Source organism: Chryseobacterium sp. JUb7 (assembly GCF_024806495.1).
Classification (GTDB): domain Bacteria; phylum Bacteroidota; class Bacteroidia; order Flavobacteriales; family Weeksellaceae; genus Chryseobacterium.
In genome coordinates this window covers 374,357-394,166 of record NZ_JANUFF010000002.1, presented here as the reverse complement: position 1 = coordinate 394,166, position 19,810 = coordinate 374,357, and the positions used below count along the sequence as shown (strand labels likewise).

Below are 19,810 nucleotides of genomic sequence, written 5' to 3'. Positions count from 1 at the left end.
GTCTTTGATTTTATACCTTTTAATTGAATTTAGTTTTTCACAAACTTCTGAGTCACCGTTTTATCTTTTGTAAATAGTTTGATGATATAGTTTCCTCTAGAAACTTCAGAAACATTGATGGAGCGATCAGTTATGCTCACAGATTTTAAAATTCTTCCTGCTGTATCATAAATTTCAGCTTTTATCACCTGATCTTTCGATTTGATGAATAAAATATCCTGTACAGGGTTCGGATAGATAGATACCGTATTGTTTTCTTTACTAATTTCGGCTGTTGCCAATACATTCTGAACGGTTGTTGTATATGTATTGGTAATGATCGGGAAATTGTAATCAAAATAAATCTTAGCTGTATTGCTGAAACTGTCACCAAGATTTAGTGTAGATTTAGTTTTGATTTTAAATGAAATATATCCATCGTTATTCGCATCATCAAAAGGAAGCTGAATATTTTCAAAAATAAATTCTATTATATTTCCTGAGATTTTTGTGTTAAAATTATGACTTGCAGTAAGAGGAACCAAAGTGGATACATCAAATTTTGAAGTATCAATTTCATCTTTTACCACAATATTCTGAGCGTTTGCTGTTCCCGTATTTTCGAATCTGATCAGATAATGAACATAATCTCCAACATTGGTCTGTGAAATGGTCGCTCCTTCCAGACAGGTTTTATCATTCGGATCAAAAGAATTAACAACCGTTTGATGTAATGCAAATATATTGTCAGAAGGTGTTTCATCAACGCTTCCCATGATTTGAGCAGTATAATGAAGTACATCACCACTGTTCAGAGAAGGGTTGGCCGTTGGAGTATTTAATTTTAAAGTTACGGTAATTTCCCTAGACTCCAATGGAAGAAGATTGGTGAAATTCCAGTTTAAAACTCCTGTTGCCTGAGAGTTTGGAGATAGCGTCGAACCCAGATAATTCATGACATCATCATTATAATTAAATGCCAGTGTTCCGGATTGAGTGCTCGTTCCTTTGTTTTTGTAAATGATTTTATATTGTGCATCAAACCCTGGTCTGGCAGCCACTATCGGAATGATAACGGCTTCAAGATCATGATGGATTCCGTTTGCCGTAAGACAGAAGTTCTGTGTTAGTGGACTAGATTGTGCCGGAAAGCTAGCAATGATATTAGCCGGTGAAATGGTAAAATATGTCGGATTTTCCATAACCGGTGTAATGGTGTGTGTTCCCGCCTGCAACGGAATTGAATAGTTTCCTGAATGGTTGGCAATAACATTTCCGGACGTACTTCCGCTGGTAATGCTGAATTTTTGAAATGCTTTGTTAAGATCATTGGTATCGCAGCCATTATTATCACTGTCATATTTCGTATTTCCTAAGACGGTATAAAATGTGCCGCCGGGGGTAAAGGAACAATACGTAGTTGCCTGATAAGTTGAGTAAAAAAACGGAGAATTGGTAATCATACTCTGAAACGTATTCAGCTCATTGTCGTCACAGCAGATAACCAGGTTAGGGTTATAAACGGCATTGGTCGTGGTGCTGAGTTTACCATTCTTCAGATTCAGAAAGCTCATTCCGTTCGTACTGCAGTTGATGCTGTAGAATTCAGGATTTTGAGATAAATCTAATGACTGAATTGAATTATTATGGCAATCCAGCGTAGTTAGAAGAGGATATATAGAAAGGTTAAGATTTGTCAGTAAATTATTATTACAATAGAGCATTCTCATATCAGGGCATCCCGGAGCGCTTAAATTGGTTAAATGATTCTCACCACAATATATAACACGAAGATTACTCTGATTCTGAATGTTCAGCGTTGACAGGTTGTTTTTGCTGACATCTATAATCTGCATGTTTGAATTGGTGAAATTAATGGAAGAAAGCAAAGGATTATTCCTTAGGTAGAAAACAAAAATATTCTGCAGATTGGAAGCATCAAATGAGGTAAGTTGGGTATTCTCAATATCCAGTTCTTCAATTTGTGTAGATCCGGAGATATTTACACTGGTTAGCGGACTGTTAAAAAGATACAGTGTTTTTAGAGAAGGTCTGTTCTGCAAGTCTAATGAAGTAATGGCTGTATTGGAAAAATGAATTCTGTTGAGCTGGTTACAATTGGTAAGATTCACAGAACTTAATTGGGTAGTCCCGTCAAAGGTTAGTTGTCCGAGTTTGGTATTGGAACTTAAATTAAGAGAAGTAAGGTTGTTCCCGGATATCTCCAATGATCCTAAATTGGTGAAAGCAGCGATTCCGGTTAGGTCTGATATTCCACCTCCATAGAGTCTCAATGTTCCGACCTGAAGGGCTTCAGATACTTCAATTTCTCCATTATTATTGGTGTCAATTTTTATATTAAAATTGCCGGAACTTGTTGATGCGATGCCATTGGTCGTATCAGCGGCAAGAAGCTTCGCCTTAAAGTTAGCATCCGGAATATTAATAATTTGCGCCTGAAACACTGCAAAAATCATCATAGAAATGATGAAATAGATTTTTTTCATGTATTATTAGTTAAGTTGTTGTCAATGAGCAAAAATAAATCATTAAGCTTATATTTCAATGGGTATTTTCGTTAAATATTTATTGTAATGATATGATGTCGTTTTTATTGCTAGGTTACACTGTTTATGAAAGTTTATACGATCTGGAATCAAAAAAGACTGCCTTTGAAGACAGTCTTGATTTTATATAAGCTTGAATTTATTTTTTCATAAACTTCTGAGTCGTCGTTTTATCTTTTGCAGATAATTTGATGATATAGTTTCCTTTAGAAAGCTCAGAAACATTGATCGAATGATCTGTCACGCTTACAGATTTTAAAACTCTTCCTGCTTCATCGTAAATTTCAGCTTTTATCACCTGATCTTTTGATTTGATGAATAAAACATCCTGTACAGGGTTCGGATAAATAGAAACCGCATTGTTTTCTTTACTGATTTCGGCGGCTGCCAATACATTCTGAACCGTTGTTGTATACGTATTGGTAATGATCGGAGCATTGTAATCGAAGTAGATATTAGCTGTATTGCTGAAGCTGTCCCCAATATTTAAAGTAGATTTTGTTTTAATTTTAAATGAAACATATCCGTCGTTATTTGCATCATCAAATGGCAATTGGATATTTTCAAAAATAAATTCTACCGTATTGGGATTGGTAATCTTAGTAACAAAATTATGACTTCCGGTTAGGGCTATCAAACTTGAAATGTCGAATTTTGAAGTGTCAATCACATCTTTTACCACAATATTCTGAGCGTTGGCTGTTCCTGTATTTTCAAATCTGATTAAATAATGAACATAATCTCCAACTTTTGCCTGAGTAATAGAAGTTCCTTCAAGACATGTTTTATCATTCGGGTCAAAAGAGTTGACTACGGTTTGATTTAACGTAAAAATGTTATCCAAAGGTGTTTCATCGGCTGCTCCAGTGATTTGGGCGGTGTAATGCAATAGGTCTCCGCCGTGTAGAGGAGGCGTTGCGGTAGGAGTATTCAGTTTGAATGTTACAATAATTTCCTTAGACTCCAATGGAAGAAGGTTTGTGAAATTCCAGGTTAAACTGCCTGTAGATTGAGTATTTGGAGTAACTGTAGATGTTAAATAGTTCATTACATTATCATCGAAACTCAAAGCAACATTTCCTGATTGAGAAGTGGTTCCTTTGTTTTTGTATATAATTTTATATTGTGCATCAAACCCCGGAATGGCACTTGTAGTCGGAATAATTAATACCTCAAGATCATTATGATTCCCGTTGGCAGTTAAGCAGAAATTCTGAGTCAATGGACTTGTTTGTGCCGGAAAGTTAACGGTTAAAGTACTTGGAGATATTGTCCAATAAGCTGGGTTTTCCGAAATTGGAGTAATTGTATGAGTGCCCGCCTGTAATGGAATAGAATAATTTCCTGACGAATCGGCAAGTATATTTCCGGAAACAGATCCGCTTGTTACTGAAAATTTTTGTAAAGGTTTGTAGGTGTCATTGATATCACAGCCATTGTTGTTAATATCATATTTTGTATTACCCATCACTTTATAGTACGTACCACCTGGTGTGAATGAGCAATAAGAGTTCAGAGTGATATTATTAAGCGAATAAGAAGATAAATAATTGCTGATCGGTGCAAAATCTTCATTATCACAGCAGATATATTTAAGACTAGGGTTATTATTGTTAATATGAAACCAGGATAAAACATTTAAAGCAGTTCCTCCGCTTTTCAGATTAATATCTTTTAGAAACTGATTGTCATAGATTGTAATATTTTCCAACAAAGGATTCATGCTTAAGTTCAATGTTGTAAAATAGTTGTTCGTGCTAGCAAATTGTCTTAAAGACGGGAAGATTGAAAGATCTATAGCTGCTAAACTTGTAGACATTAAACCAAAAGATTCTATGTTGGTCGTATTAATCATAGATAAGGTCGAGATCGGACTGTTTGAAAGGTAAACAGTGTCTAAATTTTGTAAATTATTTAATTGAAGCGCTGTTAGAGATGGACAGTTAAAAACTCCCAGATTATTCAGATTCGTACAACCTGTTAAATTGATATTATTTGTTAGAGTACTGTTTCTGATCTGAAGCCATTCCAGAGAACTCATGTTACTGAAATTTAAAGACTGGATATTAGTGCTGTTAATTTCCAGAAACTCTAAGTTGGGACACTGAGTAAGATTGATATTATTGATAGGCTGAGCAGAATTTTGATTATTAATAATCAAATTTATCAGTGAGTTGCTTTGCAGATTATAATCGGTAATATGGTTGTGTTCAGAAAAAATACCTGTTAAAGAAGTACATCCTGCGATATTCAGAGAGGTTAATTGTGAATTATAATTCATTCTCAGAGCAGCTAAATGAGTCATGGTACTTACATCAATAGTACTTACAGAAGTTCCAAATAAATATAATTCATCTAAATTGGTAAAGCCTTTAATCCCTTCAATAGATTGGATGTTGGCTCTATTTCCATAATTAAGATCAGAAAGTTTTACGACATTATCAGCTTCACTTTGCTGTATAATGCCATCATTATTGGTATCAATAGTAATACTGATGCCATATTGATTTTTTGCATAGCCATTACTGAAATTAGCTGTTAACAAAAAATTCTTAAAAGCTGCATCCGGAATATTCACATTTTGCGCCTGAAATAAAGCAAGCAAAACCATGCAGATGATGAGGTAGATTTTTTTCATGTATTATTAGTTGTATTATTTTTATTTTTTTATTGAAAGCAAAAATAAACCATTGAAAGTGTATCTCAATGGTTTAATATGTTAAATATTTTCAAAAATTTTATTGTTTTTCTATCAGATCCAAAAACTGCTGTTCGTCAAGAATTTCAATTGTTCCGATATCCTGTGCTTTTTTCAGTTTGCTTCCTGCTTTTTCGCCCACTACAAGGAAGTTGAGGTTTTTAGAAACGGCAGATATATTTTTACCACCGTGTTTTTCCACCATATCTTCTGCTGATTCTCTTGTGAATAAAGATAATTTCCCTGTAAAAAGGAAGGTTTTTCCTTCAAGAACATTAGACAGTACTTCATTCGTATTTTCACCTTTTTCAAGCTGAACACCGTAAGATTTTAATCGTTCAAGCATTAAGATATTCTCAGAATTTGCAAAGAAATCAACGATGCTTACCGCAATTTTAGCTCCGATATCTTCCACCTGACAAAGTTCCTCAACTGTTGCAGCTTTCAGGTCATCTATTGTTGCAAAGTTTTTCACTAACTTCTTAGCTACCGTTTCGCCGACATGTTTTATTCCGATTCCGTATAAAACTTTTTCAAAAGCTATCTCTTTTGATTTTTCGATCCCTGAAATGATATTCTGTGCCGACTTTTCAGCCATTCTTTCCAAAGGTAGAAGCTGCTCTTTCGTTAAAACATAAAAATCTGCCGGATTTTCAATCAGTCGCTCTCTGTAAAGCTGTTCGATCGTTTCACTTCCTAAATTTTCAATATTTAATGCTTTTCTTGAAACATAATGGATCATTCTTCCCACAACCTGAGGCGGGCAGTGAAGATCGTTGGAACAGAAATGAATCGCCTGATCTACAATTTTTATAAGCTCTGTGCCACATTCAGGACAGTTTTTGATGTATTCAATTTCTTTGCTTTCTTCCGTTCTTTTTTCTGTGTTTACGCCAACAATTTTGGGGATAATTTCGCCGCCTTTTTCTACATAGACGAAGTCGTTTTCATGAAGATCGAGTTTTTTGATAATATCCTCATTATGCAGAGAGGCTCTTTTTACAATGGTACCGGCCAGTAAAATGGGCTTCAAGTTGGCAACAGGAGTGATTGCTCCGGTTCTTCCGACCTGATAAGAAACACTTTGTAATTCAGTTTCCACTTTTTCAGCCTTAAATTTATAAGCCATTGCCCAACGCGGAGATTTGGCCGTGTAGCCTAGCTGTCTTTGCTGTTTTAATGAATTGACTTTTAAAACAATACCGTCGATTTCAAAAGGCAGATTGTGTCTTTCAACATCCCAGAAATTAATAAACTCCTTAACCTCATCTAATGTTTTGCACAATTTTGCCTGCTGAGATGTTTTGAAACCCCAGCCCTGAGCTTTCTGAAGCAGCTCCCAATGGCTTTCTGCAGGTACTTCTTCTGAAATATACTGGTACAAAACCGATGATAAAGATCTTTTTCTCACCTCTCCACTGTCCTGCATTTTCAAACTTCCGCTTGCTGTATTTCTTGGATTCATGAATGGGTCTAAACCTTCTTCCTCACGCAGTTTATTGATCTTGTCGAAATTTTTTCTGGTTAAATAAATCTCACCACGCATAAAGAAGTGCTCCGGGAAATCACCCTTTAACTTTAACGGAATATCCGAAATGGTTCTTACGTTCGCTGTAATTTCATCACCCTGGAACCCGTCTCCACGGGTCACAGCCTGAACCAGTTTTCCGTTTTCATATAAAATAGAAATTGAAGCACCGTCATATTTTAATTCAGCGACAAATTCTACAGGATCATCAATGGTTTTAATGATCCTTTTTTCCCAGTCTTCAAGATCATCAAAATCATAAGAATTGTCCAGAGAATACATTCTGAATTTATGCTGAATTGTAGGGAAAACTTTTGTAATTCCACCGCCCACACGTACGCTGGGAGAGTTTTCATCATAAAATTCAGGATATTGGGCTTCCAGATCCCGAAGCTCTTCCAGCAGCATGTCAAAATCATAATCTGAAATGGTAGGAGTATCCAGAAGGTAATAGTTTTCGTTATGCTGATGAAGCTCTTTACGGAGATCTTCTATTTTTTGTTGAATGTTGTCGGACATTGTATTTTTATCTTTTGAGCAAAAATAACTAAACTAATTTCATTTAAAAAATATGAGAATTAAATATTTTGATAATATTAAAAAGGCGTAACACATCCCAATAAACTGATTATCCATAGGATAAATTACCTGTTTAAGTTTATTTAACATAATGTTATAATTTAATTTAAAAAATGTTAAAATTCACGTAAAGGGGAACGGGGGAAAGTCGCAATACCTTTGCACTCAGCTAATTTGAAGATATGAGAAAAGTAAAGATTGTATTGGGATTATTATTTCTGAGTTTTGGGACAATGGCGTATGCACAGACTACGCAGGCCTCGATTGTAGGAAAGGTAACAACCATTGGGAATGCAGGCCAGGAAAAGGTGAAAGTAACGATTGTCAACGAATCGACCGGTTTTAAAACCGAAACGGAAACCAATTCAAAAGGAGAATATATTTTTAAAGAAATCCCTTTAGGCGGACCTTACACCGTGATTGTGAATAATGAGAAAAAAGAGGGGTATAATGTCAATTTCGGAGATCAGGTTACTGTAAATATGAATTTGGGTGATGGTAAAGAAAAAGCCATTGAAGAAGTTATTGTTACCGGAAACCTGAAAAATAAAATCGGAAACTTAGGAGCTGCAACAGCTGTTACTGCAAAGAATATTGGGATTCTTCCTGTAAATGGGCGAAATTTTGTGAGTCTTTCCGAGCTTTCTCCTTTAAGTGGAAAAGGTGGAAATTTATCCGGACAGCTTGGTTCTTCTACCAATTTTACCATTGATGGAATGACTGCAAAAAACCCGACTTCAGCAGGGGCTACCACGAGCCGAAGCAATGCACCTTTCTCTATTTCGATTGAAGCGGTTCGTGAGTTTAAAATCACAACCAACCAGTATGATGTGACGTTGGGAAGAAGTGGTGGCGGAACAGTAAGTGCCGTAACAAAATCAGGAACCAATAAATTCTCCGGAAGTGCCTGGGAATACTTAAGAACCAACTGGCTTTCGAGTCCTTATGATATCAGAGGGAATAAAAGAACCAATGACTTCTCAACTTCCCAGTTTGGATTTTCATTAGGAGGTCCGGTGATTAAGAATAAATTACACTTTTTTATGGCTTGGGACCATCAGCTGGATTCAAGACCATTGCTGATCGCTGATATCAAGTCGAGAGAAGATGAGCTGAGGCTGAATACGACTAATGAAACGCTAAATCAATTTCTGGATATTGCAAGAGCAAAATATGGAGTAGGAAATACCCCGCAGTTCGGAGCTTTTGATAAGGTGAGAAACTCTGATGCCGCATTTTTACGTTTAGACTGGCAGATTAATGATAAAAACTTATTGACCTTAAGAAATAATTTTACGTACGATTTAAATAAAAACGGTTTGGCAGATAATACGTCCATCAATTTCTTTGAATCTTACGGGAATGACAAAAATATGGACAACAGTTTATTGTTAACGTTAAGGTCAAACATAAAACCCAATATTACCAACGAATTAAAAGCTCAGTATTTATATACATTCCAGGATAGTTATCAGAATGATGAGCTGGGACGTCCGGTTCCGAGAGCTATTGTGGAAAATGTGATTTCAAGCGTCGGAGCTACGAATATTCAGATCGGGGGACACCGTTTTGCACAGGAAAGCTTCAGAAATAATGTTTTACAGCTAGTTGATAATTTATACTACAATACAGATAAAGTAAAATATACTTTCGGAGCTGATATCATGTATACCAAGGCAAAATCGGTATACGGAAGTGAGGTGAACGGAAGGTTCCATTTCAGGGAAAACTCTACCAATGCAAGTCCTTATTTCAACTTCGAAAATCTTACACCGTACAGGTTTTACAGAGAAGTTCCCTTGATGGATGATCCTTCTGTAAAATCAAATATCTGGAATGTTGGTGTTTACGGACAGTTTCAGACAAAAATTGCCAAAGGCCTTGATTTAATGGCGGGTTTAAGATTGGATTACGGAGGGTATCCGAAAGCGCAGTTTAATCAGAAGTTATTTGATGAAATGGGAATCCGAACAGATAATCAGATCAAATCATTTGTGATTCAGCCGAGATTCCAGTTTGAATGGAATATGAATGAAGCCAACAAAGATTTCCTGAAATTCGGAGCAGGGATTTTCTCTTCGGATATCAATAATTATATGGTTATTAATAACTTGGTGTTTGATGGGAATCATTTGGCAACTGTAGACGTTAACCCGGCTCAGGTCGGTCTGACTCCGGATTTCAACAGCTACAGAAATGATTACGGAACGGTTCCTACACTTCAGCAGTATCAGCTTCCGACAATCAACTACACAGGAAAAGATGCAAAAATTCCGATCGTTTACAAAGCGAATATTTCCTATACTCACTTTTTCAACGAGAGATTCAGAGCAGGAATCGCAGGATATATGGCATTGGGAAGAAACAATTATTTCTACTATGACAGAAACATGAAAGCGGATCCTTTATTTACGCTTGCTAATGAAGGGGGAAGAGGTGTTTTTGTTCCGGTAACCGCTATTAATGCCAACGGAACACTGGACTGGAAAGCAGGAAGAAACAATACTAATTTCGGAAGAGTTCTTGAGTTGGTAAGTGATGGTAAGGTAAATCAGTTCTCTTTCGTGGTAGACACAAGTTACCGTTACTGGAAAGATGGGGAAATCACGGCAAGTTATACGTGGTCCGACATCAGGGATAATACTTCTTACAACGGGAACGTGGCCAACTCGGCGACACTATCTACTCTGGTGCAGAGCGATCCGAGAGATTTGAGAATGTCTTATTCGGATAACCAGTTCAGAAATAAAGTGGTGCTTTACGGAAACTCGCCGACGATTGCCGGATTTACTCTAGGACTTAGGTATTCAGGAATTGGAGGAACACGTTTTTCATTGACCGCAGGAGGTAATGTTAACGGAGATTTTGTTGATTCTAATGATTTAGCTTATATTTTCCCGAATCTTACCCAGACTTTGCTTGATAATCCGGAAGCCGGACAGGCCTTAAAGGATTATATTATCGAAAATAGTAACAGAGTGGCTGAACGTAATGGTGGTAAAAATGGATTCTACGGTGTTTGGGATGTACGTGTGGCGAAAAAAATTAAATTTGAAAAAATCGGAGCTTTTGAATTGTCTGTTGATATTTTCAATGTGGCCAACTTACTGAATAAAGAGTGGGGCGTGAATAAATCTTATAACAATGCATCGCTTTACAGAATTACAGGATTTGATCCGGTAGCTAAAGAGTTTAAATATAGTTTGAATAACAGTGGTCTGCAGCCATTGGGAGGAAATCCGTATCAGATTCAGGTCGGAGCCAAATATAGTTTTTAACAATTAAACATTATCTTTATCTAAAAGTTTCACGGCTTTTATATTAATTATCTAATTATATTATGAAAAATTTTATCTTAGGGTTAGCAGTTTTAAGTACAGTTGCAATGAAGGCACAAACCCAGATTGTTGCGCACAGAGGATACTTCCAGTCGCAACCTCCGACAACGGAAAATTCAATTAAATCATTAGAGAATGCTCAGAAATTGAAGATTTATGGGGCGGAATTTGATGTAAGAATGACAAAAGATGGTGTATTGGTAATCAATCACGATGAACATCACGGAAAAATGGAAATTTCTGAAACCGATTTCAAAGAATTGGAAAAACTGAAATTATCAAACGGTGAAAAATTTCCTACCCTGAAAGATTATTTAAAACAGGGAAAAAAAGATGCTGATTTAGCATTGATTATTGAGATCAAACCAGCTAAGACGAAAGAAAAAGAAGATGAGCTGGTAGCAAAAACCATTAAAATGGTGAAGGATATGAAGCTTGAATCCAAGAGTCAGTTTATTTCTTTCAGCTTAAATATTTGTAAAGAAATCAAAAAAGTAGATCCGAAATTCAAAGTACAGTATCTGAACGGAGAATTGTCACCTGAGCAGATCAAAAACGAAGGTTTGGACGGATTGGACTATCACTACAGTGTTTTCCAGAAAAACCCGACATGGATTGCCGAAGGAAATGCTTTAGGTTTAATTACTAATGCCTGGACGGTGAATGATACGGCTGTATTTGATGAGCTGAAGAAGCAGAATATTAAGTTTGTAACGACCAATATTCCGGATCAGCTGAAAAGCAGATAATAATTTGCAATTTTTTACTTAGGTCTTTATATATTATTAGAACCTGTCTCCAATGAGGCAGGTTTTTTTATCCGATTATTCTGAAAACATAGGTTTTATGATTGTATTCATTTAAATTTGCAACTCATTATAATACACTGATAATTCTTAAAACTAAGACATGAAGAAAACTCTATTAATTGCTTTATTCGCATCCGGATTATTGTTATCCCAAACAAAGGATGTCTCATTTGGAGGATCCGGAACTACTTTCGTCAATACACCTAGTACAAGAGATATTGCGTTCAATTTTTTCACCAATCCGGATCACAGTATGGTAGTGCTGGGAAGCCCGGGTATGGGTTCTGGCGGTATGGGCTTTACTACTTTCAGGATGATTTATAAAACGGCTGAAAACGGAACGATGGATACATCATTTGGTACAGCTGGTGCCAGTCCGACTTCCATTATGGTGAATCAGGATCATATTCTGAGGTTGAGTGACGGAAAATTTATAACCATGGGAAGGCACTTTGGGCTTAATATTCAAAAGTTCAATGCGGATGGTACATTTGATACTGCTTTTGGTAATAACGGGACAATGGAAGGTATCGATATGAATAATGCCAGTGGTTATTATATTCCGAACGGTGTTATCGAACTGGCTAATGGTCAGCTGATAGTAGCCGGCGCCGGGACAGATACCGATAACAAGCTGAGAACCGTTTTACTGAGAATCAATACCAACGGTACTCTGGATACATCTTTTGGAATTAATGGTAAGAAATTTATCTATCTTAATACAAATGATACCGGCAGTGTTGCACATAATATTTTCCTTTCCAATAATAAATTGATACTGACAGGAGCAGATGGAATTGCTGTAACCCCTCCGACAAGAACTTTTTATGTAGCAAGACTCAATTTAGACGGTGCTTTTGATACTGCTTTCGGGAATAATGGTAGAATTATGAAAACTTTTACCAATGATAATACCAGTTATGTAGATGCTGCCAGGGATGACTCTGGTAATATATATATCGGTGGGTGGTGTAAAGCAACTCCTGCCAGTACAACGACTTCTACGAGAATTATGAAAGTAACGCCGGAGGGCGCTCTGGACTCTGCATTCGGAGATAACGGGGTGGCAAATTATTCTTTCTTAAATATCAATGGTTATAAAGACGAAATGATCAAGTCTATAGCAATAGGCTCCAATGGAATTTATGTGGGAGGCTATATGTTTGAGACCAGTTTTTATTATGAGCAGTATGCTTCTGGTTTTTTATCTAAATTCAATCTCGATGGAACCCCGGATTTAAGTTTTGGTAATAATGGATTCTATAATTTTTTTGGAGCGGATCAAATGATGAGAAGAGTTGCTAAAATTAAATTTGATGATAAAAAAAGACTCATTGTGGCAGGTGATTCTAAACTTGTTGACCGTCAGTTTACGTTAACCCGATTCAATATCGGAAACGAAACACTCGGAATTCAGGGAAACTCAATAATAACAGACGAGATTAAGCTGTACCCAAATCCTGCTAATGATTTTATCAGACTTAAAAACCTTAAAAGTGAGACGGAAAATATAGATTTCAAAATAACAGACCTGTCAGGAAAGTTAATTAAGACCGGACATTATAAGCAATCTGAGACTATTGATGTACACGATTTGGAGCCCGGAATATATTTTATACGGATGATCCTGAAAAATGGAAAAGTACATACTGAAAAAATCATAAAAAGATAATAAATAGAGCTTGCCGGATATGGTTAAGCTCTTTTTTTTGCAGATGTTTTTTTATTTTCTCAGAGAAAGACAATAAAGTTAAGCAAATATTATACGCTATTTGTATTAAAAATGCTTAATTGTTTTAACCTGTTGTTAACCAAATGTGTATGTGTTTTTGTTAAGATTAAATTAATATGGTGTTTAATAATTCTTTAATAAATGTTAAAATGGTGTTAAAACTGTAATCATAATGTCGTTTTAATTTTGCGCAAACAAAAAAGGATATGCGTAAAGAGACACAAAAGCTGTTGATCTTATCACTTCTGGGATTAGTCAGTGTCAATCTGGCGGCTCAGCAAAAAGCTAAAAAAGATACTATTAAATCCATTGATGAGGTCGTGGTGACTGCTTTGGGTATCAAAAGGCAGGATAGATCTTTAGGATATGTTGCTGAAACCATAAAATCAGACGAATTGCTGAAGACTCAGAACAATAACTGGTCGCAGGCTTTGGAAGGAAAAGTGGCAGGGTTGAAAATTCAGACTGCGGGAGCGGGACCGTTAGGAAGTTCTGTCATCAAGCTTCGTGGCGATATTTCCATGAATGCCGATCAGAATAACGCCCTTATTGTGGTAGACGGTGTTCCGATGAATAATAATACAACCGGAACGGGCTTTTCAGCTTATGGTGCTGGTTCAAAGGCGGATCTTCCGATTGATTACGGTAACGGGATCAATACCATTAATCCAGATGATATTGAATCAATCACCGTTCTGAAAGGTTCTACAGCGTCAGCACTGTATGGTTCAAGAGGAGCAGGCGGAGCAATCATGATTACTACAAAATCCGGAAAAAGCAAAAAAGGAAAAGTACAGATTACTTTAAATTCTTATTCTAGCTACGATACTGTTCTGAAATGGCCCGATTATCAGTACCAGTACGGTCAGGGAACAATGCAGAAAGACACCAGCGGAAATTATTTCTATTCCTATCAGGCTTCTGCTGATGGGGTAAATACGGGAGGGACGAGCAGTGCTTTCGGACCGAAATTCGATGGACAGTATTATTTCCAGTATGATCCTGCTACAGAAGGACAAAGTGCAACAAGACAATTGTGGCAGCCGTACAAAGACAATATCAAAGGGTTCTGGCAAACCGGAACAACTTTCTCCAACAATATCGCCATAGAGGCTTCTAATGAAAATACATCATTCAGATCATCTTTAACATATCTGAAGAATGAATGGATGATGCCGAATACAGGTTTCGACAGATTTAATGCCGCTTTTTCAGTAGATCATAAAGTCAATGAAAAACTGAAAGTAGGGATTAAGCTGAATTATAATAAAACAAAGAGCGACAATTTACCGGCTACCGGTTACAGCAACCAGTCGATCTCTTATTTCATGATCTTCCAGAATCCGAATGTTGATTTGTCATGGTATGCGCCGATCTGGAAATCCGGGAAAGAGCAGGTAGATCAGGTTCACCCTTTCAGTTCGTTTATCGATAATCCTTATCTGATTGCTTACGAAATGCTGAATGGGGTTGATAAAAACTTCATCACAGGAAACGTAAATCTTAATTATAAGATCACCAAAAATCTTGATGTCATGGTGAGATCGGGAATGGAATTAACCAATGAACTGCGTACCCAAAAAAGACCCTGGAGTTCTGCAAATTACCTTCAGGGGATGTACAGAGAACAGCATATCAGATTGATGGACCTGAATAACGATGTCCTGTTCACGTACAGAAATAAATTTAATGATTTTGATTTCAGTGCATCCGTCGGAGGAAATATCCGTTACACAGAATACACAATGAATGATTATCTGGCAGAAGGGCTTCTGAAACCGGGAGTGTACACCATGCCAAACGGAATTTCAACCATCATGAAGTTTGCGAAACCAAGTGATAAGCAGGTGAACAGTACCTATGCTTTGGCTACTTTGGGTTATAAAAACAAAGTGTTCTTAGATGTTACAGCGAGAAATGACTGGAGCAGCACACTTCCGAAAGCCAACCGTTCTTATTTTTACCCTTCGGTAGCGACATCATTTATTCTTTCAGATATTTTCAAGTTGACATCGGATAAATTTAATTACTGGAAACTAAGGGCTTCATGGTCTAAAGTGGGCAACGATACCGATCCTTACCAGTTGATTAAATATTATAACAATAGTGATTTTAATGGATCTATAGAAATACCGTCGATGTATCCCAATCCGAATTTACGACCGAATATGATCACAAATATGGAAGCTGGGATGGATTTCAGTATTCTTAAAAACAGAATTAATTATACCATTACAGCGTATCAAAACAATTCCAAAGATCAGATCGTGAAAATTCCTACGTTGTGGGAAACGGGCTACAGCACAAGAGTGATCAATGCAGGAGAAGTAAGAAACAGAGGGATTGAAATGACTTTAAATACATATCCGGTTAAAAATAAAAATTTCTCATGGAGCGTAAACGCCAACTGGTCGATGAACAGAAATAAAATTCTTTCTCTTCCTGAAGAATTCAACGGTGAGCCTTACACTATGGCAAGCGTGGGAGGAGTGGTGTATTATAATGCATTTGTAGGAGGTTCATTAGGTGATATGTATGGATATGGATTGATGTATTCTCCTGATGGACAGGTTATTTTTAATGCAACTGATGGATTGACGGCAAAGCCTACTCAGATGAAAAAGATAGGAAATGCTTATCCAAAATGGAGGGCAGGTCTTCAAAATGAGTTCAGGTATAAAAATGTTACGGTGAGTTTCTCATTTGACGGTCAGTACAAAGGGATGGCCTACTCACAGTCTCATCACAAAATGACGGAGCAGGGGAAATTGGAACATACTTTAATAGGAAGAGATAACCCTGGCGGTTTGATCATCGGAGAAGGAGTGGTACAGAATCCTGACGGTTCTTTCTCACCTAATACGAAAGGAGTTTTGGCGTCAGCGTATTATGCCGATTATTACAGAAGAGCCAACGTAGAAACGAATACATTCGATACCTCTTTTATTAAATTAAGAGATGCCCGAATTTCATATTCTTTCCCAAGAAGCATTACCGAACAGCTTAAAATCACAGATCTGACTTTAGCGGTATTCGGAAGAAATCTTTGGATGTGGACGAAGTTTCCATTATTCGATCCGGAAGCAGCTACCCTGAACGACAACCAGATCACTCCGGGAGTGGAAATGGGGCAGTTGCCGACAGCGAGAACAGTAGGTATTCAGCTTAATGTTAAATTCTAAAATGTAAAATCATGAAAAAATTATTGTTAAATATAGTATTAACTGCAGGAATTGGGCTAGTTTCAATATCGTGTGGCAGAAGCTTGGATGAGGTAAATGTTGACGAAAGCAGAATCAGTGAACCTGTAGCTTCAAAATTATTAGTGCCGATCGAGTATAATATTTCGGCTGTGAATTATATGAGAGCCAATGATTTCACATTTGATATCATGCAGGTTTCTCTTGATTTTCCTAATGAAGGAAATTCATTGAGCCGTTATTATATGACGGAAAATACAGGAGCCGGTTTTTGGAATAACAGCTACAAATGGATCATGCAGATTCAGGATATGAAAAAAGCGGCGATAAGAGATAATGATGTAAATTATCAGGCTATTGCAATGGTTTTGAATGCTTTGATGTATTCAAATCTTACAGATACTTATGGGGATGTGCCTTTTAATGAAGCATCAAGGATGGATGAAGGGATTTCTCAGCCTAAATTTGATCAGCAGAAGAATATTTATCTTCAGCTACTGGACGATTTAAAAACGGCAAACTCACTCTTCGTTACAACGAAACTTCTTACCGGACCTGATCTTTTTTATAAAGCGGAAAGTGATGTCAATGGAATTACCAACTGGAAAAAATTCTGTAATTCTCTTTCATTAAGACTTCTTACAAGGATTTTAAAGAAAAACGGGGAAGTAAATGTTCATGAAAGAATTCAGGAGATCATCAATAATCCTACTGTTTACCCTATTTTTCAAAATAATAATGAAACTGCAAAATTAAACGTAACGGGAGTTGCGCCACTTCTTCCGCCGATTGCAAGACCTCAGGATTTTACAACGGGAAGAGCGGCTTCAGCATTTTTTGTTGAAACGCTGAAGGCTAATAATGACCCGAGAATGGCTTTGTTTTTTGGTCAGGCTAAGAGTATCCCTGCTAATGCCAATATTGGATATAAAGGAGCTCCTTCAGGGTATGCCTACGGAACAACGTTCGATTATCAGCCGTCCAATATGAATCAGAATCTGGCAAAAGCACCTCTGAATATTTTACTGTATCCTTATGCTGAATTGCAGTTCACCTTATCCGAACTTGCTCTTAAAGGAATTATTTCCGGAAGTGCACAGACGTATTACGAAAGCGGTGTAAAAGCTACCATTGAACAATGGGGTTCTACCATGCCAGCCAATTATTTTACAAATACCAGTGTAGCTTACAATGGAACTTTAGAAAGAATTATGCTGCAGAAATATGTGGCACTGTTCTTTGTGGATCAGCAGCAGTGGTTTGAGAAAAGGCGAACAGGTTTTCCTGTGCTTCCTAACAACGGAGGGCTTCTGAATAATGGGAATCTGCCTCAAAGATTGATGTATCCTCCGAATCCTAAAGTTTTGAATACGACAAATTATCAGGCAGCAGTTCAGCAAATGGGTGGCGATGATATTAATGTCAAAACCTGGTGGAACCAATAATACAATAAATTTCGGAGAATTCTAATAACAATCCGCCGTCACTTCGAGTAGGTTTTGAAAAAATAGTATCGAGAAGTTTATTTAAATTAAAAAACTCCCGATATATTTTTCTTCATTTTATGACGAAAAACACTCGAGCTGACGAAAGTTTTAAAATCGAAAAATCAAAACAAATTTAAGCAAAAAGTAAAATGAATATAAAATTTTTAATGCCATGTTTGTTGGTTTCAGCAATGGCGTTTTCTCAAACTTCAGTTTCAGGATATGTGTTTGAAGATATCAACAAAAATCAGAAAAAAGAGAATAAAGAAAAAGGGATCGAGGGAGTGGCGGTTTCCAATGGAGTACAGGTCATTCTTACCGATAAAAACGGAAGATATAGCCTTCCTATTCAGGATGGACAGACCGTTTTTGTGATCAAACCTTCAGGATATATGACACCTGTTAATGGTAACAATCTGCCTCAGTATTATTATCCGTACAAACCACAAGGTTCACCGGCAGATTTTAAATATAAAGGAACGGCGCCGACAGGAGCACTTCCAAAAGAAGTTAATTTTGCTTTAAACAAACAAAACGAAAGTAAAAATTTCGATATTCTGGTTTTCGGAGATCCTCAGCCTTACACAGAAAAACAGCTGGATTATTTTAAAAGAGCCATTGTCAATGAGGTGAAAAATACCAAAAAAAATGCAGTATTGGGAATCAGCTTGGGAGATTTGGTTGGAGACAATCTAAGTTTGCAGAAACCTTATGCGGATGTGATGAAAGAGATCGGATTGCCGTGGTACAATGTAATGGGTAACCACGACATGAATTATGATGCAAAAGAAGACCATCTTTCAGACGAAACTTTTGAATCGAACTTTGGACCTGCTAATTATTCTTTCAATTACGGAAATATTCACTTCATTGTATTGGACGATATCTTATATCCGGATCCGAGAGACGGAAAAGGGTATTGGGGAGGTTTCCGTGAAGATCAGTTGAAATTTGTTGAAAATGATTTAAAATTAGTGGATAAAAATAAACTGATTGTCGTTTCTTTCCATATTCCGCTGGAGCATAAAAATGAAGATAATTTCAGAAACTCAGACCGTCAGAAATTATTTGATTATCTGGCTCCTTTTCAGAATGCTTTGATTTTATCGGCACATACCCACATTCAGCAACAGCTTTTTTACGGAAAAGCAGCGGGTTGGAACGGTTCAAAAGATTTACACGAATATAATGTTGGAACAACCTGTGGGGATTGGTGGTCCGGAACTTCAGATGACGCGGGGTTGCCGACTTCTACAATGAGGGACGGTACAGCAAAAGGATATTCTTTCATCAGTTTTAATGATAATCAATATAAAGTTAAATACAAAACGGCCGGAAAATCAGAAGATTATCAGATCAATTTATATGTTCCGAAAGCAGTTCCGCATCCTGGAAAAACTTCCGCAAAAATCATGGCCAATTTTTTCATGGGCAGCAAAAAAGATAAAGTAGAATACAGAATCGATAATGAGAAGTGGGAGGATATGCAGTATGACGAAACAGTAGATCCTAGCTTTGCAATGTCAGTATTCAAATGGGATACAACTAAGAATCTTTTCCCGGGCAGAAGACCTTCGAATCCCGAAATGTCAAAACATATCTGGACAGGGGATTTCTCTAAAAAACTTTCTGTAGGAAAACATAAAGTTGAGGTAAGAGCAACAGATATGTATGGAAATCAGTTTTCATCCTCTGAAGAATTTGAGGTTCAAAACCCGATTCTTATTCCTTAAGTTTTTCATTTTTTTTACTATACTTTCAATAGAAACCGACTTTATTTGAAGTCGGTTTTGTTTTGATTCTATAATTTATATCTATGGTTAAGTTTTGATTAAAATCACGGATTAATCAGGTGTTTAGAAATCTTCTTTCGTAAATTTGCCAAAAATAAAA

At 36.8% G+C, this 19,810-nt stretch carries 9 protein-coding genes; 6 read left to right on the top strand and 3 right to left on the bottom strand.

Features of this window, described 5'->3' with window-relative positions:
• Positions 1-29: 29 nt before the first annotated feature.
• The 3 genes from M2373_RS05370 to ligA form a co-directional block, all read right to left on the bottom strand.
• Positions 30-2,486 (bottom strand): T9SS type A sorting domain-containing protein, encoded by a 2,457-nt coding sequence (locus M2373_RS05370; RefSeq protein WP_259108390.1) that lies wholly within the window; start codon positions 2,484-2,486, stop codon positions 30-32.
• A 199-nt stretch (positions 2,487-2,685) separates the two neighbouring features.
• On the bottom strand, positions 2,686-5,184 hold the full coding sequence (locus M2373_RS05365) for a T9SS type A sorting domain-containing protein (protein ID WP_259108388.1): 2,499 nt from the start codon (positions 5,182-5,184) through the stop codon (positions 2,686-2,688).
• A gap of 100 nt (positions 5,185-5,284) precedes the next feature.
• Positions 5,285-7,291 (bottom strand): NAD-dependent DNA ligase LigA, encoded by a 2,007-nt coding sequence (gene ligA, locus M2373_RS05360; protein WP_259108386.1) that lies wholly within the window; start codon positions 7,289-7,291, stop codon positions 5,285-5,287.
• A gap of 242 nt (positions 7,292-7,533) precedes the next feature.
• On the opposite strand from ligA, the gene M2373_RS05355 reads away from it, so the two are divergent.
• From M2373_RS05355 to M2373_RS05330, 6 genes are all read left to right on the top strand, one after another.
• Positions 7,534-10,629 carry a TonB-dependent receptor gene (locus M2373_RS05355; RefSeq protein WP_259108385.1) on the top strand — a complete coding sequence of 1,032 codons (3,096 nt, stop codon included), beginning with the start codon at positions 7,534-7,536 and terminating at the stop codon, positions 10,627-10,629.
• A gap of 62 nt (positions 10,630-10,691) precedes the next feature.
• Positions 10,692-11,438 (top strand): glycerophosphodiester phosphodiesterase family protein, encoded by a 747-nt coding sequence (locus M2373_RS05350; protein WP_259108384.1) that lies wholly within the window; start codon positions 10,692-10,694, stop codon positions 11,436-11,438.
• 160 nt (positions 11,439-11,598) lie between these two features.
• Positions 11,599-13,170: a T9SS type A sorting domain-containing protein gene (locus tag M2373_RS05345; RefSeq protein ID WP_259108382.1), complete on the top strand. Its 1,572-nt coding sequence runs from the start codon at positions 11,599-11,601 to the stop codon at positions 13,168-13,170.
• A 266-nt stretch (positions 13,171-13,436) separates the two neighbouring features.
• Positions 13,437-16,412, top strand: a complete 2,976-nt coding sequence (locus tag M2373_RS05340) for a SusC/RagA family TonB-linked outer membrane protein (protein ID WP_259108380.1) — start codon at positions 13,437-13,439, stop codon at positions 16,410-16,412.
• Positions 16,413-16,423: 11 nt separating this feature from the next.
• Positions 16,424-17,875 (top strand): SusD/RagB family nutrient-binding outer membrane lipoprotein, encoded by a 1,452-nt coding sequence (locus tag M2373_RS05335; protein ID WP_259108377.1) that lies wholly within the window; start codon positions 16,424-16,426, stop codon positions 17,873-17,875.
• A gap of 191 nt (positions 17,876-18,066) precedes the next feature.
• Positions 18,067-19,650 (top strand): calcineurin-like phosphoesterase C-terminal domain-containing protein, encoded by a 1,584-nt coding sequence (locus M2373_RS05330; protein ID WP_409013189.1) that lies wholly within the window; start codon positions 18,067-18,069, stop codon positions 19,648-19,650.
• Positions 19,651-19,810 lie beyond the last annotated feature (160 nt).